The sequence below is a fragment of the Pseudochrobactrum lubricantis genome (genome assembly GCF_041929865.1).
GTDB classification, from domain to species: Bacteria; Pseudomonadota; Alphaproteobacteria; order Rhizobiales; family Rhizobiaceae; genus Pseudochrobactrum; species Pseudochrobactrum saccharolyticum.
In genome coordinates this window covers 1-23,881 of sequence record NZ_JBHEEE010000015.1, presented here as the reverse complement: position 1 = coordinate 23,881, position 23,881 = coordinate 1, and the positions used below count along the sequence as shown (strand labels likewise).

At 52.1% G+C, this 23,881-nt stretch carries 21 protein-coding genes; 9 read left to right on the top strand and 12 right to left on the bottom strand.

Annotated elements, in window-relative coordinates:
- Positions 1-22: 22 nt before the first annotated feature.
- Positions 23-841: a DeoR/GlpR family DNA-binding transcription regulator gene (locus JNC80_RS18655; protein ID WP_376711241.1), complete on the top strand. Its 819-nt coding sequence runs from the start codon at positions 23-25 to the stop codon at positions 839-841.
- A 30-nt stretch (positions 842-871) separates the two neighbouring features.
- Here JNC80_RS18655 and JNC80_RS18650 read toward each other — a convergent pair whose 3' ends face one another.
- The 5 genes from JNC80_RS18650 to JNC80_RS18630 form a co-directional block, all read right to left on the bottom strand.
- Entirely contained in the window at positions 872-1,807 is a 936-nt protein-coding gene (locus tag JNC80_RS18650; protein ID WP_075657574.1) for a diguanylate cyclase, read from the bottom strand.
- 2 nt (positions 1,808-1,809) lie between these two features.
- Positions 1,810-4,659 (bottom strand): hybrid sensor histidine kinase/response regulator, encoded by a 2,850-nt coding sequence (locus JNC80_RS18645; protein ID WP_376711240.1) that lies wholly within the window; start codon positions 4,657-4,659, stop codon positions 1,810-1,812.
- Complete coding sequence (locus JNC80_RS18640; protein ID WP_022709298.1) at positions 4,656-5,009, bottom strand: hypothetical protein; 354 nt, start codon at positions 5,007-5,009, stop codon at positions 4,656-4,658. The genes JNC80_RS18645 and JNC80_RS18640 overlap by 4 nt, the downstream gene beginning before the upstream one ends.
- A 125-nt stretch (positions 5,010-5,134) precedes the next feature.
- On the bottom strand, positions 5,135-6,730 hold the full coding sequence (locus JNC80_RS18635) for an N-acyl-D-amino-acid deacylase family protein (RefSeq protein WP_376711239.1): 1,596 nt from the start codon (positions 6,728-6,730) through the stop codon (positions 5,135-5,137).
- Between the two features lie 26 nt (positions 6,731-6,756).
- Entirely contained in the window at positions 6,757-7,101 is a 345-nt protein-coding gene (locus JNC80_RS18630; protein ID WP_028233227.1) for a RidA family protein, read from the bottom strand.
- A gap of 111 nt (positions 7,102-7,212) precedes the next feature.
- Here JNC80_RS18630 and JNC80_RS18625 point away from each other — a divergent pair, with 111 nt between their 5' ends.
- On the top strand, positions 7,213-8,001 hold the full coding sequence (locus JNC80_RS18625) for an IclR family transcriptional regulator (protein WP_022709301.1): 789 nt from the start codon (positions 7,213-7,215) through the stop codon (positions 7,999-8,001).
- Between the two features lie 32 nt (positions 8,002-8,033).
- Here JNC80_RS18625 and JNC80_RS18620 read toward each other — a convergent pair whose 3' ends face one another.
- The 4 genes from JNC80_RS18620 to JNC80_RS18605 form a co-directional block, all read right to left on the bottom strand.
- Complete coding sequence (locus tag JNC80_RS18620) at positions 8,034-9,857, bottom strand: ABC transporter ATP-binding protein (RefSeq protein WP_376711237.1); 1,824 nt, start codon at positions 9,855-9,857, stop codon at positions 8,034-8,036.
- Positions 9,858-9,861: 4 nt separating this feature from the next.
- Entirely contained in the window at positions 9,862-10,725 is an 864-nt protein-coding gene (locus tag JNC80_RS18615) for an ABC transporter permease (protein WP_022709303.1), read from the bottom strand.
- Positions 10,725-11,666, bottom strand: a complete 942-nt coding sequence (locus JNC80_RS18610; protein ID WP_022709304.1) for an ABC transporter permease — start codon at positions 11,664-11,666, stop codon at positions 10,725-10,727. Before JNC80_RS18610 ends, JNC80_RS18615 begins: the two co-directional genes overlap by 1 nt.
- Positions 11,667-11,746: 80 nt before the next feature.
- On the bottom strand, positions 11,747-13,276 hold the full coding sequence (locus JNC80_RS18605) for an ABC transporter substrate-binding protein (protein WP_376711236.1): 1,530 nt from the start codon (positions 13,274-13,276) through the stop codon (positions 11,747-11,749).
- 217 nt (positions 13,277-13,493) lie between these two features.
- Here JNC80_RS18605 and JNC80_RS18600 point away from each other — a divergent pair, with 217 nt between their 5' ends.
- Positions 13,494-14,576 carry a D-TA family PLP-dependent enzyme gene (locus tag JNC80_RS18600; protein WP_376711235.1) on the top strand — a complete coding sequence of 361 codons (1,083 nt, stop codon included), beginning with the start codon at positions 13,494-13,496 and terminating at the stop codon, positions 14,574-14,576.
- Positions 14,577-14,584: 8 nt separating this feature from the next.
- Positions 14,585-15,478 (top strand): sugar kinase, encoded by an 894-nt coding sequence (locus JNC80_RS18595; RefSeq protein ID WP_376711234.1) that lies wholly within the window; start codon positions 14,585-14,587, stop codon positions 15,476-15,478.
- A gap of 160 nt (positions 15,479-15,638) precedes the next feature.
- Here JNC80_RS18595 and JNC80_RS18590 read toward each other — a convergent pair whose 3' ends face one another.
- Both JNC80_RS18590 and JNC80_RS18585 read right to left on the bottom strand, forming a co-directional pair.
- Positions 15,639-16,418 (bottom strand): acetoin reductase, encoded by a 780-nt coding sequence (locus tag JNC80_RS18590; protein WP_376711233.1) that lies wholly within the window; start codon positions 16,416-16,418, stop codon positions 15,639-15,641.
- 193 nt (positions 16,419-16,611) lie between these two features.
- Positions 16,612-16,980 (bottom strand): DUF488 domain-containing protein, encoded by a 369-nt coding sequence (locus tag JNC80_RS18585; protein WP_376711232.1) that lies wholly within the window; start codon positions 16,978-16,980, stop codon positions 16,612-16,614.
- Between the two features lie 174 nt (positions 16,981-17,154).
- Between JNC80_RS18585 and JNC80_RS18580 the strand changes: the two genes are divergently transcribed.
- From JNC80_RS18580 to JNC80_RS18570, 3 genes are all read left to right on the top strand, one after another.
- Complete coding sequence (locus JNC80_RS18580; protein WP_022709353.1) at positions 17,155-18,192, top strand: ABC transporter ATP-binding protein; 1,038 nt, start codon at positions 17,155-17,157, stop codon at positions 18,190-18,192.
- Positions 18,193-18,304: 112 nt separating this feature from the next.
- On the top strand, positions 18,305-19,327 hold the full coding sequence (locus tag JNC80_RS18575; RefSeq protein ID WP_022709352.1) for a Fe(3+) ABC transporter substrate-binding protein: 1,023 nt from the start codon (positions 18,305-18,307) through the stop codon (positions 19,325-19,327).
- Positions 19,328-19,482: 155 nt separating this feature from the next.
- On the top strand, positions 19,483-21,135 hold the full coding sequence (locus tag JNC80_RS18570) for an ABC transporter permease (RefSeq protein WP_376711231.1): 1,653 nt from the start codon (positions 19,483-19,485) through the stop codon (positions 21,133-21,135).
- Between the two features lies 1 nt (position 21,136).
- Here JNC80_RS18570 and JNC80_RS18565 read toward each other — a convergent pair whose 3' ends face one another.
- Positions 21,137-22,030 carry a LysR substrate-binding domain-containing protein gene (locus tag JNC80_RS18565; RefSeq protein ID WP_376711230.1) on the bottom strand — a complete coding sequence of 298 codons (894 nt, stop codon included), beginning with the start codon at positions 22,028-22,030 and terminating at the stop codon, positions 21,137-21,139.
- Positions 22,031-22,156: 126 nt separating this feature from the next.
- Here JNC80_RS18565 and JNC80_RS18560 point away from each other — a divergent pair, with 126 nt between their 5' ends.
- Complete coding sequence (locus JNC80_RS18560; RefSeq protein WP_376711228.1) at positions 22,157-22,780, top strand: glutathione S-transferase family protein; 624 nt, start codon at positions 22,157-22,159, stop codon at positions 22,778-22,780.
- Positions 22,781-22,820: 40 nt separating this feature from the next.
- Positions 22,821-23,861: an LLM class oxidoreductase gene (locus JNC80_RS18555; RefSeq protein ID WP_376711227.1), complete on the top strand. Its 1,041-nt coding sequence runs from the start codon at positions 22,821-22,823 to the stop codon at positions 23,859-23,861.
- Positions 23,862-23,881 lie beyond the last annotated feature (20 nt).

The window sequence follows — 23,881 nt, the reverse complement described above, 5'->3', positions numbered from 1 at the left end:
TACGTGGAGTACAGGGGGCGCTATGCGATTTGACAATTCGGCATCAACCGGCGGCAACAAAAAAGACAACCGTCAGGCGTTTCTGCTGCAATATCTCGAGCAAAATCATTATATTTCGCTGGAAGAAATTGCGCATCTCTGCTCGGTGACGATGCAAACTGCACGCCGCGATATCATGGCGCTGGAAACCACAGGTAAAGTTCGCCGTATCCATGGCGGCGCGACGATCGCAGCTCCGATGGATGCCGGAACCTATCGTCAGAGGCGTCTGGATCAGGCCGCAGAAAAACAGGCGATTGCCGCATTTGTAGCCGATTACATTCCCGACAACACAACGATTTTCATTGATACAGGCACAACCTGCGAGGCCATTGCCGCTGCGCTGATAAAAAACAGGCAGGGCTTGCGCATTGTCACTTATAGTCTGCGTGTAGCATCACTCATCAGCGAGAATTCCGATTTCGCGCTGGCAATTCCGGGTGGTTTTGTCCGCGCCGTAGATGGCGGCATTTTTCAGGAAGACACACCCGATTTCATCAACCGTTTCAAATTCGACTATGCGGTGATTTCTGTCAGCGGCATCGATGATGACGGTGACTTGTGTGATGATGACCGGACAGAAGTGGCGGCCGTGTCCAAAGCGCTCGACCAATCCAGACACAAATTACTGGCTGTCGACAGCAGCAAATTCGGCAAACGCGCGCTTGTTAAACTCGGCGCACTGAATATTGTCGATGCTATTATCACCGACAAAGCACCGGCACCGCATATTTTTGAGAAAATACAGACGCATAAGCTTCAGTTGCATCTGTGTGAGATCACTGACCGGCAAAATAGCTGAATTTGCCGGTCATAGAGTAATGATCCCGGATTATTCAGAAATCAGACCGATTTCCTGCGCATTGAAAACAGTGCTGAAAATTTCATTCCGGCCGGCACGTTTACTCAGATAGAGCTGGCGATCAGCATGTGCCATCCACTGCGATGCAGACATTTCCGGCAGACAACATGCCGAAGCAACGCCGATACTCACCGTGACACAAGTGGAAACCGTTGAACCCGGATGCGGAATTCTTAAAGAACTGACCTGTTCCTGTATTTCTTTGGCCACCAATACTGCCGCATCATGATCCCGCCCCGGCAAGACACAGACAAATTCCTCACCGCCATAACGTGCTGTTACATCTGTTGCCAGATGCACCGCGCGTGTAAGAGCCGCCGCAACCATCGCCAGACAACGATCACCGGCCGGATGACCAAATGTGTCGTTGAACAATTTGAAGAAGTCGATATCGACCATGATAACCGACAGCCAGTCGCCTGTGCGGGCCAGTTTCGTGGTTTCCGTCGCCAATGTCTGTTCCAGATGACGGCGGTTGCTTAAACCGGTCAAAGCATCTGTGACAGCCATTTGCGCCAACTGATCGCGCAGACGTTTCAATTCGACATGATTGGCCACGCGCGCCAGCAAAATAACCGGCTGAATAGGCTTGGTCACATAATCGATCGCACCGGCAGATAATCCGCGTACTTCCGCATCCTGATCATTCAGGCCGGTTGTAAAAATCACCGGAATATCCGCAAGCATGCGATCTTTTTTCAGACGCTGGCAAACTTCATATCCGTCAATTCCCGGCATCAGCACATCGAGCAGAATAAGGTCCGGCAACACCGTCTGTGCAACTTTTAATGCTTCCTCGCCTGAAGTCGCAAAACATACTTCATAATCGTCCTCGAGTACTGCACTCATAATCTCAATATTTGAGATTTCATCATCCACAATGAGGATGACCGCGCGGTCTGTCATAATTATTCTCCGATACGCTCAGTGTCCGGTGAAGCTTGCAAAACATCAGCAAATTCAGCATCCAGCAATGTGAGGGCGCGATTATAGTCAAGATTGTCGAGAGCGATCTTCACCGGATGAACCTGCAGAGTGTCAGGTGTCATACCGAGCGTAATCGCCAATTTTTCAAAACTGCTGCGTGCCTTCAGACTTCTGCGTTCCAGAAGCCCGCGGAAAACCAGAATCTCCGCCTGAATATTGACCGGATCGGCTTGTCCTGCCGGAACCGGTTTATTATCATCTTCTGTTGTAGTTACAAGACTCTTAGCCGCTTTTATTGCCGGTTTCAGCACCTGCTCCAATTCAGCAATCAATATATTAGCCGCAACCACATCACCTTGTGCCAATGCAGCTTCAGTCTTGGCAGACTGTTCATAAACCTCTGCCAGTTCCAGCGATCCCGCCACACCTTTCAGCGTATGGGCGCTGCGCCGCGCATCATCCAATGCACCGCGACCGATCAGCTCGTTGAGCTCTTCCGGTGTTGCAGCAAATCTCTGTCCGAAATCGATAATCAGCTTACGCAATAGTGATGTTTTACCGTTCATACGCGCCAGCGCTTTTGTAAGATCAAACGGCGGCAAGCTTTCCGGCAAATCCCTTACAGGCTTCACTGCAACCGGAGCAGACTCTGCGACCGGATGCGAAGCTTCTTTGCTGCGCGGCTTCAACCAGCGATCAAGTGTGCGCACCAGCAGGAACGGATCAACCGGTTTGGCCACATGGTCGTCCATACCCGCAGCAAAACATTTCTGCCGTTCTTCCTCATAGGCATGCGCGGTCATGGCAATAATCGGCAATTGCTCCGCAGACCATTTTTTACGGATCTGCAAAGTGGCTTCAATACCGTCCATTTCCGGCATCTGGATATCCATCAAAATGCCGTCATAGGGCAACGGATCCTGAAGAACGAGATCGCAGGCGATACGGCCGTTTTCAGCAACATCAACCACCAATCCGGCATCCTGCAGCAGCTCAACCGCGATCTCACGGTTGATCATACTGTCTTCAGCCAACAGAACCTTCAGCCCGCGCAACTGCTCCGCCACCATCGGAATAGTCTGGCCGATTTCCGCATGCGGCGCATCCGCCGCTGTTTCACGGGCAAACAAGCCGGTAATCGTGTCAAAAAGCACATTCGGAACAATCGGCTTGGTCAGGAAGGCAGCAATACCGGAACGTTCGGTTTCAGCGCGGAAGTCCTCATTACCATAGGCCGTCACCATCACCACATAAGGCAGCGGCGAAAGATTCTCATTACGATGAAGCGCCTGTACTGTTTGCAGACCGTCCATGCCGGGCATTTTCCAGTCCAGAACCACCAGATCATAAGGCTGGCCGGCTTTGCATGCTCCTTCAAGCGCGCCCAGGACTTCCTCACCGGATGCAACGAGATCAATATTCAAGCCCCATGAATTAAAGACATCATGGAAAATCTCGCGCGAGGCCGGATTATCATCAGCCACAAGTACACGCAAACCTGCAATCTCTGCCGAAGCGATGCGCTCCGGCTCAGTCTGCATTTCACCAATTGCCATATTGACGGTAAAGGTAAAAGTACTGCCCACACCCGGCATGCTTTCCACGCCGATTGTGCCGCCCATCTGCTCAACAATTTGTTTGCTGATGACCAGTCCAAGTCCGGTTCCTCCAAAGCGACGCGTCATGGAACTGTCGGCCTGTGTGAAAGAATTAAACAGCAAAGCCTGCTGTTCCGGTGCCATACCGATCCCCTGATCACGCACCGATATGCGTAGTTTAACACCTGCATCCTGCTGCTCTTCAGCATCAACCGTGACTGTGACAGTCCCTTTCTCGCTGAACTTCACCGCATTGCTGACGAGATTGAGCAGCACCTGATTCAGGCGCAATTCATCGCCGACCAGAACTGCAGGCACATCATTCTGAATAACGGTCTCAATGCTAACGCCTTTATTCTCCGCATTAATTGCCGCCAGATTAAGCTGGCTCTGCAAAGAAGAGCGTAAATTGAACGGACGTGTCTCGAGAGAAAGCTTGCCTGCCTCATTCTTGGAGAAATCGAGAATATCATTGATCAGGCGCAGCAGAGCCGTACTGGCATTGCTGATTTTCGAGACATATTCTTTTTGACGCAGATCCAGATCCGTACGCAACACCAGATGGCAAAAGCCCAGAATGGCATTCATCGGTGTGCGGATTTCATGGCTCATATTGGCGAGGAACATGCTCTTCGATTTACTGGCAGCTTCCGCCTCAAGGGTGCGCTGTTCCAGTGCCGCATTCTTGGCAATGATTTCATCACGCATGGCATTAATGCGGTTGAAGCAATCGACAAGCATATCGCCGAACCACACCAGCACTGCAGCCTGAAACGCGACAATAACCGCATGAAGCAGAACGCGCTTGATATCCCCGCCTTCAGGAAACACCGCTGCTGGCATCAGATAATCCAGCGTTAAATGATGCAGAGCCACGGCAGCGGCGGCAAAAAGAACTGCACGCTTGTCACACCACGCAACCGTGAGCGCCAGCATAGCAAAGAAATACATATGCATATCCATTTGCCAGAGCTGACCGCTCATAAAATACAGCAGCAATGCGGGCTGCCCCATCAGGGCAACGCCGGAAATATAGCGCGTTACCGGAGCAATGCCTGAGCGCAGCCATGACATATGATAGGCACCGGCCAGCACCACGCCTGCCAAAGCTGCGCCGACCGGCGAATGACCGGTGACATAAGCAACCAGCGCCAGAAGCGGGACATGCAGCCAGAATAAAATCACCAAAAACCGGCCAAACCGGCTGCGAAGGTCGTCAAGTTCTAGGATCATGCGGCTGTCGTCCGTTCCTGAATGGCATAACAACCACCAGGCAGCAGCGGTTCAAAAACCAGCCACTCACCGGCACTGTAAAGCCTGTTTGGGAAATCTTTATTTTCGGAATAAACTGTAATCAGGCTGGATGAAGCATTGATAGAAATAATCGCACCTTCAGCGGCCTGAATGGAGCTGATAACAGAGTTCAATGTGCGCCAGGGAGCGACCATAACGATATATTGGTCATCCTTGCCGGTTGGCTTGAGAAAAGCCACGGCAATCCCGCCAAGCAACAGAACCAGCAATGCAATCGCTGGCATAAGATCGCGGATATGACACCGCTGATCACCGGTCTGCCCGTTCATGACATTATCCTGCTTCAAATATTACTGATATTAGCAGGATTAATATCGTTTTCCGGTAAATACCGCCTTAAGATTTTATAAACGTCACAACAAGACAGACCAATACGCCATCAGAACAGGAATCCTCAGCAGCGCAACACCTTTCCGGCTCTGTTGCCGGTCGGTTTGCCTGCTGCAATCACCGCCTGTCCATTGACAAAAACATGGCTGATGCCAGACGGCATCTGTGTGGAATTTTCAAATGTCGCGTGATCTGTGATCGCATCTTCAAACAGCACCAGATCAGCAGCCATTGCGGGGCGCAACAGGCCGCGGTCATGCAGAGAAAAACGCTGTGCTGCAACAGACGTCATCCGCCGCACTGCATCTTCAAGCGGAAACCATTTTTTCTCCCGCCGCAAAGGTCCGGCAATGCGCGGGAAAGTCCCGAAAGCACGCGGATGCGGCTTGGAACCCGGACGCGGCAAACCGTCAGACCCCGCCATAAACAACCGGTTGCAACAGGCCGCATGAAGATCATCCTCATCAAGCTGAAACAGGATAATCCCCGTCTGCCCGTCATCCTCTTCAATAAAGCGCACCAGCAGATCAAAAGGCGTTGTGCCAAGCGTAAAGGCAGCTTCACGCATGGTCTGCCCTTCCAGATGTTTCAGCGCCTCAATGCCGATTGCTGAAAGCCGCACATTCTCCCAGCCGATCAGCGAGATTTTGCTCTGGCCGTGATAATCATCTCCGCCATGTTCCACCCAATGCGCCAGTTTCTGCCGCCATGGCATATCCTGCAGGCGCGCTTTCAAAGCCGGCAAACCACCATCCATCACCGCCGCTGGCAGAAGCTGTAATATCCATGTACTGCCTGCCGGATAGGGATACATATCAAAGCTGATATCCACGCCGTCAGACCGCAGGCTTTCCAGATAGTCGATCACCGCCGGTACATTGCCCCAGTTCGGTCTTCCCGCCGATTGCAAATGTGACAGTAATCCGGCTGTACCGGACAGGCGCACCGCCTCACCGAATTCTTCGGTCGCCTGCATCAGCCCTGCTTCATAGGAGCGGATATGCGCGGCCAGCACCCCGCCGAAACCAGCTACAATTTTGCCCAAAGCCACCAGTTCTTCAATCTCAGCAAAAGCACTTGGCGGATAAACCAACCCCAGAGACAGACCTGCCGCCCCCTGCGCCATTTGCACGTCAAGCAAGCGGCACATTGCTGCAAGCTCGTTCTCTGTTGCGGGTCGTCTGTCATGCCCCATCACTGCCAAACGTAAAGCCGCATGGCCGACAAGTGAGATCAGATTGAGAGCAATCCCCTCTCCTTCCAAAGCCTGATGGTATCCCGAAAAATCATCAAAAATCTCATCAGATCGCGTTTCCCCGAGAAGGCCGGAGAAATGCTGGCGCAAATATTCTCTGGAACCCTCTGCTGCCGGATAAAGCGAGAAAGAACAATTACCGACCACAATACTGGTCACGCCCTGCATCGCCTTTTCCGGCCTGTCCCGCTCGCGCAGAAAGATCAGATCATCATGACAATGGGCGTCGATAAAACCGGGGCTTAAATAACGCTCATCCGCATCAATGATCTGCACATCACCGTCTGCATTCAGACCTCTGCCGATCTGCCGGATTAACCCGCCGCTCAGCAACACATCGCCGCGATACCAAGGCGCGCCGGTGCCATCAATGATACGGGCATTGCGAATGAGCGTTTCTGTCATATCCGGCTCCGGCACTTCATTGAATATTAAAGGGCAGCAATAGCTGTCATTTCAACCCGCAGATCTGGATCAGCCAGACGCGCTTCCACACAGGCACGCGCCGGCGGGTTTTCCGGATCAATCCATGCATCATAGACCGAATTCATCGCATCAAAATCAACAATGGCCGGAAGAAACACATTCACCGCCAGCAATTTGGAACGGTCAGTTCCTGCCTGCTGCAAAAGCTGGTCGATCTTGCCCAAAACATCACGGGTCTGCTCTTCAATGGAAGCCTTGCGGTTTTCAGCCACCTGACCGGCAATATGCACCATGCCGCCATAGCTCACGGCCTGACTCATCCGGCTGCCTTTTTGGTAACGCATAATCATACCCGTATTTCCTTCTGTCATCGTCACTTCTGATTGTAAACTTCTGCTTGCCTGTATGTTAAAATCCAATATAACAGACACAATAACATTATAGCGCTCATCGGAGGCAGCATGTCAGACAGTACCGCAACCACTCCGGTCACGCCCAAAGAAGACAGCAGCAAACGTGCGCGCGGTCTGGATCGTGCCTTTGAGATACTGGATTTTCTGCGCAACAAGCGTGAACCGCTGAAACCCAATGAAATTGCCGCACAGATTGGCGCCCCGCGTTCCTCGGTTTACGAGCTGGTCAATCTGCTGTTGCGCAATGGTATTCTCGAATTTACCGGCGGCGACGGCCGTGTGTTTCTCGGACGTAAACTCTATTTTCTCGGTGCGGCCTATGAAGATCATTTTGACTTCATGCGCGCCTGCGATGCCGCGCTGGAACGCATTGCCGAACAGACCCGTGAAACAGCGCAATATTGCGTGCTCGATGGTAATAAATATACCGTTGCCCGTATGAAAGAAGGCGTACGCCCGTTCCGCATTTCCTCGGATGTCGGCCATTCCGTGCCTATTCCGTGGACAGCTTCCGGCCGCCTTCTGGTTGCCCATCTCAGCGATGAAGAAATTACCAGTTTCATTCCCGCTGCCGACTTTCAGATGCCTAATGGCAGCTGGCTTGATCCGGCAGAATTTATCGCGCAGGTACGCGAAGCCGACAGAACCGGTCAATTTACCTTCAACAGCACGGTCGATAATTTTACCCATTGTTTTGCCGTACCGATGCGTGATGCGCAGGGCATTACCACAGCAACGCTGTGCCTTGTTGCCCCCCGCGATGACGGGCTGAAGAACCATGCTTTCTATCTGCAATGCCTGAAGGATGCCGCACAGGCGCTCAGCGGCAAACACTGACTGGAAGAAGCAGACTTGTTTCACCGGACCTATCATTGGAATATGAAATGTCCTTCTGAAACTTCGCGCATCTGCCGCTCGACCGGTACATAATCCGGCGCACGGACAGGGCTGTGCAATTCATCAGCGATCTGCCCGCGCCGCATACCGCGTCGCGCCGGATCAGGCACCGGAACGGCAGCCATCAGCTTTTTCGTATAAGGATGTTGCGGGTTTTCAAACACCGCTGCACGCGGCCCGATCTCAACAATCTCGCCCAGATACATCACCGCAACACGATGGCTGAGACGTTCTACCACCGCCATGTCATGCGAGATAAACAGAAAAGACAGATTGAGACTGGATTGCAGATCGAGCAACAGATTGATGACCTGCGCCTTAATAGACACATCAAGCGCTGAGACAGATTCATCGGCAACGATAAGTTTCGGATCAAGCGCTAACGCGCGGGCAATACAAATACGCTGCCGCTGTCCGCCGGAAAATTCATGCGGGAAGCGAGACGCCATATCGGCTTTCAGCCCCACACGCTCCAGAAGATCAGCCACACGTTCCCGTGCCTGATGTTTTGTACCGAGCTTATGCTCCAGAAACGGCTCCGCAATCGACGCCCCTACCCGCATACGCGGATTGAGACTGGCATAAGGGTCCTGAAAAATCATCTGCATGGTACGGCGCAGACCTTGCAGCTCATGCCCTGCCATGGCCATCACATCCTGCCCGTTGACCATGACGGAACCGCTTTGCGGCTCTATCAGTCGCATGATTGAGCGGCCTGTCGTCGACTTACCACAACCGGACTCGCCCACCAGCGACAGCGTTTCCCCCGGTTGCAACGAGAAAGAAACATTCTCCACCGCATGAACGCGCCCTGCCAGTTTCCCGAATAATCCGCTATGAATGGTAAAGCGTGTCGTCAGCCCTTTCACATCCAGAACCGGCGGCACGTCCTGCGCCACAGTATCAGCAGCTTCTACCGGCGGCAGTGCCGTGCCGGTTCGGATATCAACGACCGGAAAACGCAGCGGGCGCGCACGTCCAGTCATCGAACCAAGCGCAGGCACGGCTGATAGCAAAGCCCGCGTATAAGGATGTTTCGCATCGCGGAAAATCGTGGCCGTATCACCGGTTTCCACCGCATCGCCATGATACATCACCACCGTGCGGTCAGCGATTTCTGCAACCACACCCATATCATGGGTGATGAACAGTACCGAAGTGCCTTCCTCTTCCTGCAGGGTTTTAATCAGGTCGAGAATCTGCCCCTGAATAGTCACATCCAGCGCTGTAGTCGGCTCGTCGGCAATCAGCAGTTTCGGGCGGGTGACCAGCGCCATAGCGATCATCACGCGCTGACGCATACCGCCGGAGAAACGATGCGGATACTCATTGAACCGGCTTGCGGCAGACGGAATGCGAACCTTCTCCATCAGTCGCAGAGCTTCAGCCTTTGCCTCTGCCTTGCTCATATTGCGATGGCATAGCAGGGCTTCACAAATCTGATCTCCCACCGTGTAAAGCGGGTTCAGCGAAGTCATCGGCTCCTGAAAGATCATCGCGACATCATTGCCGCGTATTTTTTGCATTTCCTGCTCGGACAACTGCAAGATATCTTTACCTGCAAGCAGAATATTCCCCTCAATCCGGCTGGTATCCGGCTGCAACAACCGCATCACCGATAGTGATGTAACGCTTTTTCCAGATCCGGATTCCCCGACCAGCGCCACGGTTTCCCCTGCGCCGACATCGAAGGAGATATTTTTCACAACAGGTCGCCAGCCATCCTCACCAAGAAAAGAGGTTGTGAGATTTTGCACGCGGAGCACAGGCTGTTTGTCTGATAAATGGCTCATCATGCCCTCACATATCTTTACGCAAACGCGGGTCGAGAAGATCGCGCAATCCGTCACCCACCATCTGTAAAGACAGCACGGCGAGAATGATGGCAAAACCCGGAAACAGCGTCATCCAGTCTGCCTGTCCGACATATTGACGGCCAGAGGCAATCATCGTGCCCCATGTCGGAATTTCCGGGCTGACACCAAGCCCCAGAAAGGACAAGCCGGCTTCGGCAAGCATGGCCTGTGCAAACAGAAACGTCCCCTGCACCAGAATAGGCGACAGCAAATTGCGCAACACATGGCGGGTCATAATATGCGGCGTGGAAATGCCCAGCGCACGCGATGCCTCGATATAAGGCAGTTCGCGGATAACGAGTGTTGAAGCGCGCACCACACGCGCCAGTCTCGGTGCATAGACAATCGACAGCGCCACAATCACTGTTGTCAGCGAAGGGCCGAGTGCTGCCACCAGCGCAATCGCCAGCAGAATATCCGGAAAAGCCATCATCGCATCAATCAGACGCGCAATCGGTGTATCCAGCCGCTGGAAAAAACCGGCCAGCAGACCGAGTGTGATACCAATCAGGCTTGCCAGCACGACAACCGCAGCGCCGACTGCCAATGACAACTGCCCCGCATAAAGTGTGCGGGAAAATACATCGCGGCCAAATTCATCGGTGCCGAAAAACCATGTGCCGTTCGGCGCAGTCAGACGATTGCTGATCGACAATTTACCCGGTGCATAAGGCGCAATTAGTGGTGCCAGAACGGCCAGCAGCACGAAAACGATCAGGACGAACAGGCCGAATGCAACCGTACGGCGGCGCAACAGGCGACGGATAAACAACCATGTTTCTGAGGATTTTACACTGGAGCCGGTCATCAGTAACGCACCCTCGGATCGACGGCCAGATAAAGCATATCAATGGCAAAATTTATCAGAACATAGAGCGCGGCAATCACCAGCAAGGCCCCCTGAATAACCGGATAATCACGGCGCATCACAGCCGACACCACCAGATTGCCAACCCCCGGCAAGCCAAACACCGTCTCTGTGACCACGGCACCGGAAATCAGCACAGCTGCGGTCAGGCCGATCACTGTCAAAATCGGGATCAGCGCATTTTTAAACGCATGTTTCATCACCACGCGTCTGCCATTCAGCCCTTTGGCACGGGCTGTGCGCACATAATCATCGCCCAGCACATCCAGCATAGAGGCGCGGGTAAAACGCATAATCAAAGCAGAAGACACAATACCCAGTGCGAAAGACGGCAGCACCAGATGCATCATCCGCTCGCCGAAACTTGTATCCGGCCCGCCATAGCCGGAAACCGGAAACAAGCCGTAGCGCACGGCAAATACCTGCATCAGCAGCAGGCCGAGCCAGAAGCTTGGAATACTGGCTGCAAACATCGCCAGCGCCGTTGCTGTCTGGTCGAAAAATGAGCCACGTTTAACCGCAGCATAAATGCCGACCGGCAATGCAATCGCACTGGCAATCAGAATAGAGAACAATGTCAGAAAGAATGTCGGCTCTGCCCGTTCCGCCAAGGCATGGGCAACCGGCTGACCGAGAAAAATCGACTGGCCCAGATCACCGCGCAGCAATTGCAGCAGGTAATAGCCATATTGCACCGGCAATGAGCGATCGAGACCGAGTTTAGCCCGCAGTCCTTCAATATCAGCCTGTGTCGCTTCCGGCCCCAGCATGACGGCAGCAGGATCACCCGGTGTAACGCGGACGATCACAAAAACAATCGTCACAACCAGAAACATGACCACGATCATGCCGATCAGACGCTGTATGATATAGCGTAGCATTCAGTCTCCACCCAATTCGGGAATACCCAAAACTTAAAGCCGCGCCGCCTCTCCTCCGAAGCTGGCGCGGCCTGTTTTATTTACTGCGTAACGGAAGCATTCCAGAAATAAGGCCATGGCGCAGGCGTTACACCATCCAGTTTCTTGGACTTGGCAGACAAATTGTTGAAATTACCGACCTTGATGAACGGCACTTCGTCGAACACAACTTTCTGCACATCTGCCCAGAGTGCCGCACGCTTCTGCGGGTCCGCTTCCGCATTAAACGCATCCATCACCTTGGCACGCGCCGGTGTATTCCACTTGCCCGGTGCACTGACAGAAAGAGGATCAATCAGAGCCGGTTCCGGCAGGAACGGACTATGCGTGATGTAAATATCCCAGAGCGCCGGATCAGCACGGCGCTGGGTGAGCGTTGCCCAATCCACCACCTGCATATCAACATTGAAACCGGCCAGTTTCAGATATTCAGCAGCAACCTGCGCCATCTTATAATGGAACTCATATTGACGGCTGGTGAGAATACGCAGCGGCTCGCCGTTATAATTCGCAGTTTTAAGCAGCGCCTTTGCAGCTTCCGCATCACCGACATTATAGCTGCCTTCCGATCCCGCATCTGTGCTCCAGATGAATTGAGACGGATAAAGTGACGGCTCGGCGCTGAAGAAATCCTTGCTGCCATAGGCGGCAGTCAGCATGTCCTCATTATTCAATGCGACCTGAACAGCTTTACGCAGATCACGGTTTGCAGCAATGCCTTTGGAGGTGTTCATAATGAAAACCGGCCAGCCGAATGGTTTGAGCATCACCGCATCCGAAGAGGCAGATCCGGACACACGGTCAAAAGCCTCAACCGGCAGCGCATCCACATAACCATACTGGCCGGAAACCGCAGCTTCTACGCGGGTATTGGCATCCGGCACCGGCACAAAACGGATTTCATCGAGATTTTGCTGGCGGCCACCGGCATAACCGCTCGGCTCGCCTTCCTGCGATTTATAACCGTCATAACGCACCAGCTGAATATACTGATCAGGCTTGCGCTCTTTAAATTGATAAGGGCCGGTGCCGACAAATTCGGTCATCGGTTCAGCCTGTTTTTCAGTAGGCAAAACAATCGCCGCGGAATTATTGAAGGCCAGCAGAGATGTCAGCGGTGCATAAGGCTGCTTCAGCGTGATTTTGATGCTGTAATCGTCAACCGGCTCAATGGCTTCGATCAAAGTTGCCGCCTGTTTGCCACGCGAGGCTAAAGTTGTCCAGCGCTTGAGCGATGCCACAACATCTTCCGATGTCATGTCTGTACCATCGTGGAATTTAACGCCCTCACGCAGTTTAATCAGATAGGTTTTTCCGTCGGCAGAGATTTCCGGAAGGCTGGCAGCCAGAAGCGGCGCCGGTTTCCAGTCTTTATCGAAAGTATAAAGCGTCTCAAACATATGCTGACTGACAATACCGACGAGATCAGCCGTTGAGACCATCGGGTCCAGTGTCGGCGGCTCACCAATAGTTGCCACATCCAGCACGCCGCCTTTTTGCTGCGCGAAAGCGGATGGTGTCAATGCGATTGTCGCGGCACCCAATAACAGTGCCAGTTTCATTGCCTGCATTTTCTGAACCCCCAATTGTTTGCCTGCATCAGGTGATGCAGCTCCTCCCCGGTATGATTTTTCATTTTGTCCAAAATAATGGACATTAGTCTATTTTACCGGATTGACGTATCTCAATACAGTATGCATAACTTGTCAAGGGGGCGACCAGCCTGACCGGTACGTTTTTTGACGTCTGAAAGGCAAGTCAACAGGGTCGCGGAATTTGTGAGGAAAAATGGAACCAAAACTTGCGGACCAATTGAACACACCGGCAATTGTCGTTGATCTGGATATTGCGGAAAGAAATATCCGTAATTTTCAGTCCTATGCGAACCAGCATGGTTTCAGGGTGCGTCCTCACATCAAAACGCATAAATTACCGGCGCTGGCCTATGCCCAGCTTGCAGCAGGCGCAGACGGCATTACCTGCCAGAAAATCTCTGAAGCAGAAGCCATGCTCGACGGCTTGCAAAAACAATATGGTCTCTCCCCTGACCTGCTGATTACCTATAATATTTTAGGTAGCGAAAAACTTGACCGGCTCAAAGCGCTCGCGCACCGCACAAAACTAAGTGTGGTTGCGGATAATCTGACTGTGATTAACGGCCTGTCCGAAGCTTTCGCCAATGAGGCACAGCCTTTAACGGTGCTGGTAGAGTGTAATACCGGTGCAGACCGCTGTGGTGTAGCAACGCCTGAAGCAGCAGCAGAACTTGCCAAGGCCATTCATAATGCTGCAGGGCTGCATTTCGGCGGCCTGATGACCTATCCGCCTGCCAATGCCCATGCAGCCGTTGAAAACTTCATGGAACAGGCAAAACAACAAATCGAAGCATCCGGCATTACAGTTCCGCTCATTACCTCCGGCGGCACGCCCTCAATGATGAGCGCGGCTGATGCCCCTGTTGTCACAGAATACCGCCCCGGCACTTATATTTATAATGACCGCTCACTGGTTGAGCGCGGTGCATGCAGTTACGATGATTGTGCGTTTTTTGTACTGGCGACCGTTGTGTCCGTTCCGTCTGACAACCGCGCGATTATTGATGCAGGCAGCAAAACGCTGACTTCTGACCTGTTCGGATTGAGTGGTTATGGCCATGTCCTCGGCCGCGATGATATCCGCATCGATCAACTGTCAGAAGAACACGGCCGTCTGGTCAGCGAAAAACCGATCAACCTCAAAGTCGGTGACAAAGTACGGATCATCCCAAACCATGTCTGTGTCGTTACCAATATGTTTGACAGCCTCTATATCCAGCGCAATGGCATGGTCACGGAAAGCTGGCCGATTGCAGCCCGTGGCAAGCTGGTCTGAGGTTAATCATGAGCGGACAGTTTCTCGCCATCGGTGAGGCAATGATCGAGCTTGCCCCTGATGGCAGCGGCTTGTTGCGGCAAGGCTTTGCCGGAGACACCTTCAATGCCGCTTATTATGCCCGTGCGGCGCTGCCATCAGACTGGCAGGTCAGCTATTTCACACTGCTCGGGCAAGACGCAATGTCCGATGCCATGCTGGCATTCATGGCACAAAAACAGATCGGAACCGACTATATAGGGCGCCATACATCGCGCATGCCCGGCCTTTATATGGTGCATCTCAATAATGGTGAGCGCAGTTTCTCCTATTGGCGCTCGCAATCTGCAGCGCGTCTGCTGGCAGAAAACAAAACTGCACTGCGGCAGGCCATTGAAACTTCTGATATTGTTGTTTTCTCCGGCATCACGCTGGCAATTCTTGAGGGTGACGGGGCTGATAACCTGCTCTCTGTTTGCCAAGAGCTCCGTGATACGGATAAGATTATCGCTTTCGACCCCAATATTCGTCCTCGCCTCTGGCCGGATCAGGATCATATGCGCTCGCAACTGATCCGTGGTGCCAAAGCCAGCAATCTGGTGCTGCCAAGTTTTGATGATGAGGCCGCCTGTTTCGGTGATTTGACGACAGCGGACACAATCAGCCGCTATCAAAGCTACGGGTTGAAGCGGATTATCGTCAAAAATGGTGCGGATGAAATTGAAGTTCTTTTTGACGGCCAGTCTTTTACTGTCAAAACAGCACCTGTCGCACAGATTGTTGATACAACGGGTGCAGGCGATAGTTTCAACGGCTCATTCTTGGGGCATTTTGCACAAACCGGCGATGCTGAGGCCGCCATCCGTTTTGCAGCGCAAACCGCAGCAAAAACCATTCAGCATTATGGTGCTCTGGTAGACTAGAGCGGTTTACGTTCATGTTGGATCACAGTGCTCGCTCTAGATTTTTTAGTTTGTCGCATTATCCCGACGTCAAGTTAATCCAACTTGACTGTGAAATGCTCTAAAAACAAAAGCCCGCCGGAATTTCCGGCGGGCTTTCTTTTCCAAAAAAGTGAAACACTTAGCGATAAACTATACCGCCGTCAGTCAGAATGGCCTGACCGGTAATATAATCAGAATCCGGCCCTGCAAGGAAAGAAACCAGCGCCGCCACATCATCCGGTGTTTGCGCACGGCCAAGGGCAATCCCTTCAACAAATTTCTTATAGGTCTCGCCCTTCGGTGCACCGGTAATTTCCGCAAAGCGTTCATCAATTTCCACCCACATATCAGTACCGACAATGCCCGGACAATAAGCATTCACGGTAATGCCCGCGCTGGCATATTCTTTCGCCGCAGCCTGCGTCAGCGCACGTACTGCAAATTTGGTTGCGGAATAAACGCCAAGCATCGCAAAACCATCATGACCGGCAATGGACGACGCATTGATGATTTTACCCTTCTGGCCGCGCTGCTTGAACTTCGCCGCAGCCGCCTGAATACCCCAGAGCACACCGTCAATATTGATCTTAAAGATCCGGTCAACTTCTTCCGGCGTCACTTCGGCAAGCGGCTTAACCTGCGCAATACCGGCATTGTTCACAATCACATCAAAACCACCGAGCTCTTTCTCGGTATATTCAATGGCCGCATAAATATCATCGCGCTTGCTGACATCGGCAGCAAAAGTCGTTGCCTTGCGCCCGAGCGCTTCAATCTCTTTGGCAACCGCTTCAAGTTTGTCTTCTTTCAGATCAACCAGTGTCAGATCAAAACCGTCTTTTGCCAGGCGCAACGCAATGCCGCGGCCAATGCCCTGAGCCGCACCGGTAACTAACGCAACCTTATTGGTAACAGTCATAATCATATCCTTTTCGTCTTGAGGATCGAAAACCTGCCGGTCAACATGCCTGCTATACACGGCCGCAATATGGCCTTTTGCAACGCATGTCTGCTACCGGATATGAGGGCAGAATTGCAGATTCCTGCATTAATTCATTGATTACAATCAATTTTTCATACAAGTCAGAAAACATCTCTCAAAACATCGCCGTTTACGGCGCTTGCTGCCCGGACAAATAATCTCTGAGAACAATTGCCTGATTATGATCTGTATCTTTCGCCGAATAAAGCAGCGTAACCGCCCCCTCGGAACAATGCTGCAAAAGCAGTTTCACAGGTTCGGGATTATGCCGCAATTCCTCACGATAGCGCCCGCAGAATGTCTGCCAGTTTTCCGGACTGCTTTCCTGATGATGAAACCATTGCCGCAGTTCCGTTGTCGGCGCGATCTCTTTGAGCCAGAGGTCAAGGGCAGCATGCTCTTTGCTCATACCGCGCGGCCAGATGCGGTCAACCAGCACTCTGAAACCATCATCCGGTGAGACATCTTCGTAAATCCGTTTCACTGCGATTTTCAACATTGCCCGTGCTCCTCCGGCATTGCCAAACATATTCAGGTTTATAGGATAATAAATGTCAGGTTTTTATAGTACAACTCCGGAACCGGTGTTATAGCAAAATCAGAACGGAAACAGGCAGAGTGAACAGTGCATTCAAAAGACCACACCGGACAAAGTGATAACAGACTTGCTGCGTTGGAGGTTTCATCCGTCAGCAGACATTTCGACACCACTGCCGCACTGCAGGATATTTCGCTGTCTGTTGCTTCCGGTGAAATCATCTGTCTTGTCGGCCACTCCGGCTGCGGGAAGACCACTCTGCTGAAGATTATCTCCGGTATTGATACGCCGGACAGCGGTTCGGTGTTCATTAATAACCAGCCTATTGTCAACGGTACGCATTTTATCGAACCGGAGCAACGCCGTGTCGGCGTAGTCTTTCAGAATTACGCCCTGTTCCCGCATCTGACAGTAAAGCAAAATGTCCTGTTCGGCTTGCGGAAAACACCGCGGGCAACAGCCTCGGCCCGTGCCGATGAATTGCTGGCTCTGGTCGGCTTGTCCCATATGGCATCCCGTTATCCGCATATGCTCTCGGGCGGTGAACAACAGCGTGTGGCATTGGCGCGCGCGCTGGCTCCGACCCCGGACATTCTGCTGATGGATGAACCCTTTTCCAATCTCGATCAGGGTTTGCGCCAGAAAGTACGCAGTGAAACCATAGCTCTGCTGCGCCAGCTGGGTACCACCGTTATTATCGTGACGCATGATGCCGAAGAGGCTTTGTCTGCCGGAGACCGGATTATCCTGATGAAATCAGGCAAAATCATCCAGCAGGGTACAGCGCATGAAATCTACGACCACCCGAACGGGCGTTACGCAGCTGATTTCTTCTGCAGTTTCAACGCTATTCCGGGCACAATCAAAAGCGGGACGATTGAAACTCCGCTCGGCACTTTTCCGGTCAGCAATACAGAGCTCAGCGACGGACCGGTAACAATGTATCTGCGACCTTCCCATATTCTTCCGGTGGCTGGCACAGATAATCTGCAGAACACAACTGAAGGCACAGTGACAGGCCGTCATTTTCTGGGCGAAACTGAAGAACTGCTCATCCGCACCGGTGATCTGCAAACGCCCCTGCGCATCCGGACTTCTCTCCGGTTACCGGCCAATATTCAGAAAATACATTTGCAGCTGGATACGGACAAAGCGCTCTTCTTCCGCGATTAAACGCACATACAACCTGCTCACAAAGGCTTGACTTGACAGTCAAAGTCAACCAATAGTTGACTTTATTAATCATAATTTCTGTCCATGCAGTTTCAATCATGAAAGAGATACAATGACCAGAACCGGATATGCGCAAGCAGGCTTTGCTCTCGTCCTCGGAACCCTTTTCGCAGGCGCTGCGAATGCAGAGGAAGTCAATATCTATACCACCCGCGAACCGGGTCTGATCCAGCCTCTGCTTGATGCCTTCAAGGCTTCCAGCGGTATTACGGTCAACACCGTATTCCTGAAAGACGGTCTGGCTGAGCGCGTTGCCTCTGAAGGTGAAAATTCCCCTGCGGACATTCTGATGACCGTTGATGCGGGCAACCTGATCGACCTGACTGAAAAAGGCCTCACCCAGCCTGTTTCGTCCAAAGTACTGGAAGAAGCCGTTCCGGCACAGCTGCGCGATGCTAAAGGTGAGTGGTTTGCCCTGTCCATGCGCGCCCGCGTTGTTTACGCTGCCAAGGATCTGGATGTTACCGCTCTGAATTATGAAGATCTGTCCGATCCGAAATGGAAAGGCAAAATCTGTATCCGTGCAGGTCAGCATCCTTACAACACAGCCCTGATCGCCGATTACATCGCCCATTACGGCGCTGAAAAAACCGAAGAATGGCTGAAAGGCGTCAAAGCCAATCTGGCACGTAAAGCTGCCGGCGGTGACCGTGACGGCGCGAAAGACATTGCAGGCGGCATTTGCGATATCGCAGTTGCAAACTCCTACTATGTCGGCCTGATGCGTTCCGGCAAAGGCGGTGAAGAGCAGGTCAAATGGGGTGAAAGCCTCAAAGTCATTCTGCCAACCTTCAAAGAAGGCGGCACACAGGTTAATATCAGCGGTGCGTCCCTTGCCAAACATGCCAAGAACAAAGACGCCGCTGTGAAGCTGCTTGAATATCTGGTCTCTGATGAAGCTCAGAAAATCTATGCGGAAGCCAATTTCGAATATCCGGTTAAAGCCGGTGCGCCGCTTGATCCGATTGTGAAATCCTTCGGTGAGCTGACAATCGACAAAACCCCGCTCACAGAAATCGTAAGCCATCGCAAACAGGCCAGTGAGCTGGTCGACAAAGTAGGCTTCGACAATTAATAAAAAAGCGCCGCTCTTTATGAATAATGAAGAGCGGCGTTTTTTATATTAAAGCAGTTACGACGACGATTCGTTTCAACTGCAACACTGAGAGAAAGAGCGGTTTTCCGTTTCAGGACAAATCAAAGCCGCTCCGGATAATGGCGAGCCTTAATATGCCAGCATATTCTAAAAGCCGGTTTTTCCGTGCCGGATCTTTATGGCTCTGCCTTTCAGCAGTCAGCGCGTTTCTGGTTTTTCTGCCGGTGCTGGCGCTTGCTTTACAAGCCGCTCAGGGTTCTGACGGTTTATGGTCACATTTTCTGGCCACAACATTACCGGTTGCATTCATTGATACACTCATTCTGCTGACCGGTGTCGGCATTATTGTTGCAATTGTCGGTACATCTGCAGCATGGCTGGTAACAGCCTATGATTTTCGCGGGCGCAAGATTCTGGAATGGGCTTTGCTGCTGCCGCTTGCTGTTCCGACTTACATTATCGCCTATGCCTATCTTGATATTCTGCACCCGATCGGCCCTGTTCAAAGCGCATTACGTGCGCTCTTAGGGTTTGCCAGCCCGCGCGATTTTCGCCTGCCGGATATCCGCTCCATGACCGGTTGCATTCTGCTGCTCGGTTTTGTGCTCTATCCTTATGTCTATATACCGACACGGGCGATGTTCCTCACCCAGTCTTCTTCATTGATTGATGCGGCACGGACTTTAGGTGTCACCCGTAATGCGATTTTCTGGCGTGTGGCTCTGCCAATGGCACGCCCTGCCATTGCCGTCGGCATCAGTCTCGCTTTGATGGAAACACTGAACGATATTGGTGCGACTGAATTTCTCGGCATCCGCACGCTCACCGTTTCCATTTATACAACATGGGTCACGCGCTCAGACCTGCCGGGAGCTGCACAAATTGCACTGGCGCTTTTGCTGATCGTTGTCTGCCTCGTCTCGCTTGAACGCTGGGCGCGGCGCAAACAGCGTTTTTCATCCAGTGCAAAACGCAGCCAGCAATTCACGCCACATAAAGTCAGCGCAACACGTGGCGGCATGTTCTTTTTGCTGGGGCTTACACCAATCCTGCTCGGTTTTGTCTTTCCGGCTATTTATCTGGCGACTGAAGCATGGAAACGCATACGTTTTGCCGGTATTTCGCCGCGCCTTTATGATGAAATCATCAATACGGTGATACTGGCTTCGGTCGCGACGATCGTTACACTCACCATCGGCCTGATCGTTGCCTATGCGATCCGGCTACGTCCGGGCAATGCATCGCAATGGTTTTTCCGCTTTTCCACCATGGGCTATGCAGCCCCGGGAACGGTGATTGCGATCGGCGTGCTCATTATTACCGGCGCAGCGGATCGCTTTATCAGCCAGATCGCCATGTCATGGTTTAATATGTCGGTCAGCCTGTTCTTGCTGGGCTCCGGCGCAGCATTGATCTATGCCTATCTGGTACGCTTTCTAGCAATATCCGCCGGTAGTATTGATGCGGGGTTCAACCGTATTCCTGTGACCTATGATCAGGCCTCCCGAACATTAGGTGAGACGGCAACCGGCACATTCCGGCACATTCATTTGCCTCTGTCCAAAACAGCGCTCAGTGCAGCGGCATTGCTGGTCTTTGTTGATTGCGTGAAAGAGCTTCCCGCTACTCTGCTGCTGCGCTCTCTCAACATCGAAACACTGGCAACCCATCTTTACGGAGAAGCGGCACGCGGTACCTATGAGGAAGCCTCGATTGCAGCACTGGCAATTGTTGCCATCGGTATCCTGCCGGTCATTGTCTTATCCCGTGTTGGGCGCCGCCTGTAAGCTACCTGCTCTCTGTAGCCACCTCCTGATGCAGCCACTCAATAAACAGCTTCACAGCAGGTTTTTGTGCATTTTCGGGTAAGGTCAGCACATAATAAGCAAATTGTGTCGGCCAGGGGCGGTTTATTGCAAGAGCAAGACGCCCTGCCGCAATTTCCGGTCTGGCATAAATATCCCGCACAAGGGCGATTCCCTGTCCCGCCTCCGCAGCACGCAATAACAGGAAATCATCATCGAAAGCGCTGCCCCGCTCCGCTTCCGATGTCGGTTCCACACCGCAGGCCGTAAGCCACAAACGCCAGTCAGCACGATCTGAATCCTGCAGCAAAGGATAGGCCAGACAATCTGAAGGCTCATCAATAGCAGGCCCCGAAGCCAGCAATGCAGGGCACATCACCGGCACAAGCTCCGGCGCAATCAAAGGCTGCACATCATAAGACGGATAATCACCAAGCCCGTGACGGATCGCTATATCGACACGTCCGCCATGCAGGTTGGTTAAGCCGGACGATGCCTCAACACGGACTTCAATCTCCGGATTTTGTTCCATAAATTTGCCCAGACGCGGCACCAGCCATGAAGCAGCAAAAGAAGGCAGCGTGCTGACAGTCAAAGTCTGCTGCCCCGTGCTTGTCTCAAGAGTGGCAAGACTCGCTTCAATCTGTGCAAATGCCCGCATCAATGCGGGATAAACACCCGCCCCTGCTTCCGTCAGTTCCACACCATATCGGGTACGTCTGAAAAGCGTTACGCCTGTCCGCTCCTCAAGCAGACGGATTTGCTGGCTTACAGCACCTGACGTTACTCCCATCGTCTCAGCTGCACTCTTAATGCTGCCCGTGCGTCCGGTCTCGGTAAAAGCCCGTAAAGCCAGCAATGGCAAAACCTTGCCCATAATTTAGTTTTCCTAAACTTAATAATCAGAATCAATCGTTTTATAAATACACTATTACCAAATAAATATGTCTGCAGATGACGCTACCACAATTTAGATTTTCTGACACATCATCAAAAGGAAAAAATGATTGAACTTTATAGCGATTCATCCCCGAACGGGTTCAAAGCAACCATTGCCCTTGAAGAAACAGGCTTAGACTACACACTGCATCATATTCAGATTGAACAGGGTGAACACCGCGGTGCGGATTTCCTGAAACTCAATCCGCATGGGCGCATACCTGTCATCACGGACAATACAACAGGAATAGTGCTGTTTGAATCTGCTGCTATTCTGCTCTACATCGCTGAAAAATCCGGCCAGCTCCTGCCAAAATCTTTTGCGGAGCGCTGGCAGGCACTTCAATGGCTGCAATTTCATTCGTCCAGCATGGGGCCGATCTTTGGTCAGCGTGCTCATTTCGAAATCTTCGCTGAAACCAAATTACAGCCCGCTATTACCCGTTACCAAAAACTGACAAACGATATTTATCAGGTGCTCAATCAACGGCTGAGTAACGCTGAATATTTTGCCGGATCAGAATATTCCATTGCGGATATAGCGGCCTTCGGCTGGACACATATTGCTCAGATTTGTGGCTTCAATTTCGATCACCATCCGTACTTAAGCAACTGGCATCAAAAAATTGCTGCGCGGCCTGCTGTATTGCGCGGCATTACTTTGCCGCAACCGGCTACCGGTCCTTAGCCTCGATCTGCCAAGTTTTCTATTCCTTGAAAGCCTTATCATGAACAACAATCTGTCTGCTTCGGAAATTACATCCGGTATGTCATCAGAAGCCTTTGCGCACCATCCGGGTTACACCCGTATGTTTGCGGCCAATCAACTTACGATTGGTATATTTCTGCCGCTTCGCTTTTATCAAGGCGATATGCGTGTTCTTGAAGGTCAAACTGCCCTCGTCAAAGACATTGACCAACGCGGATTTGCTTCCGTCTGGGTGCGGGATGTTCCGCTATATGATCCGTCTTTCGGTGATGCCGGCCAGATTTTTGATCCGTTCACCTATCTTTCCTATCTCGCCGCACAAACAACCAGAATTTCACTGGCAACCGGCAGTGCGATTTTCTCCCTGCGCCACCCGATTGATCTCGCCAAAGCAGCAAGCACCATTGACCATTTGTCCGGCGGGCGGCTTGTTCTTGGAATAGCATCAGGCGACAGGCCGGTAGAGTTTCCGGCCTATGGTTTAGATCTGGATACAAGAGCTGAGCGTTTTGCAGAAACGGTCATTTACTTTCGTCAATTACTGGCAGAAAGCTCACTGCCGATACGCTCGAGTTTGGGAGAACTTGCACAAGCAGAGTTTTTGCCAAAGCCAGCTTATGGACGAATTCCTTTGCTGGTCACAGGATCAAGCCGCCAGACACCACAATGGATAGCCGAGCATGCGGATGGCTGGCTGACTTATCCGCAACAGACACATACACAAGAAGGGCCGTTACGTCTGGCACAGAATATCCGTCGCTGGCGCGATGCAATTCCTGACCGCGGATTTCGCCCGCATGTCACGAATGAGTGGCTGGAGTTGACCGAGGATCCTGATTTCCCGCGTACACCACTCAATGGCGGCTATGTTTTGAAAACAGGCCGTAAGGGACTGATTGACCTTCTTGGAGAATGGCAGCAAGCCGGCGTTAATCATGCGGCACTTGGTATGCAATTTGCGTCACGTCCGCCATCAGAGATTATACAAGAATTGGCAGAAGAAGTTTTACCTTTGTTTCCCTCTCTTGCTGGCGCTGCACCATCAAGCATAAAGTGGTAGATTGTCACTGCTTTATGCAC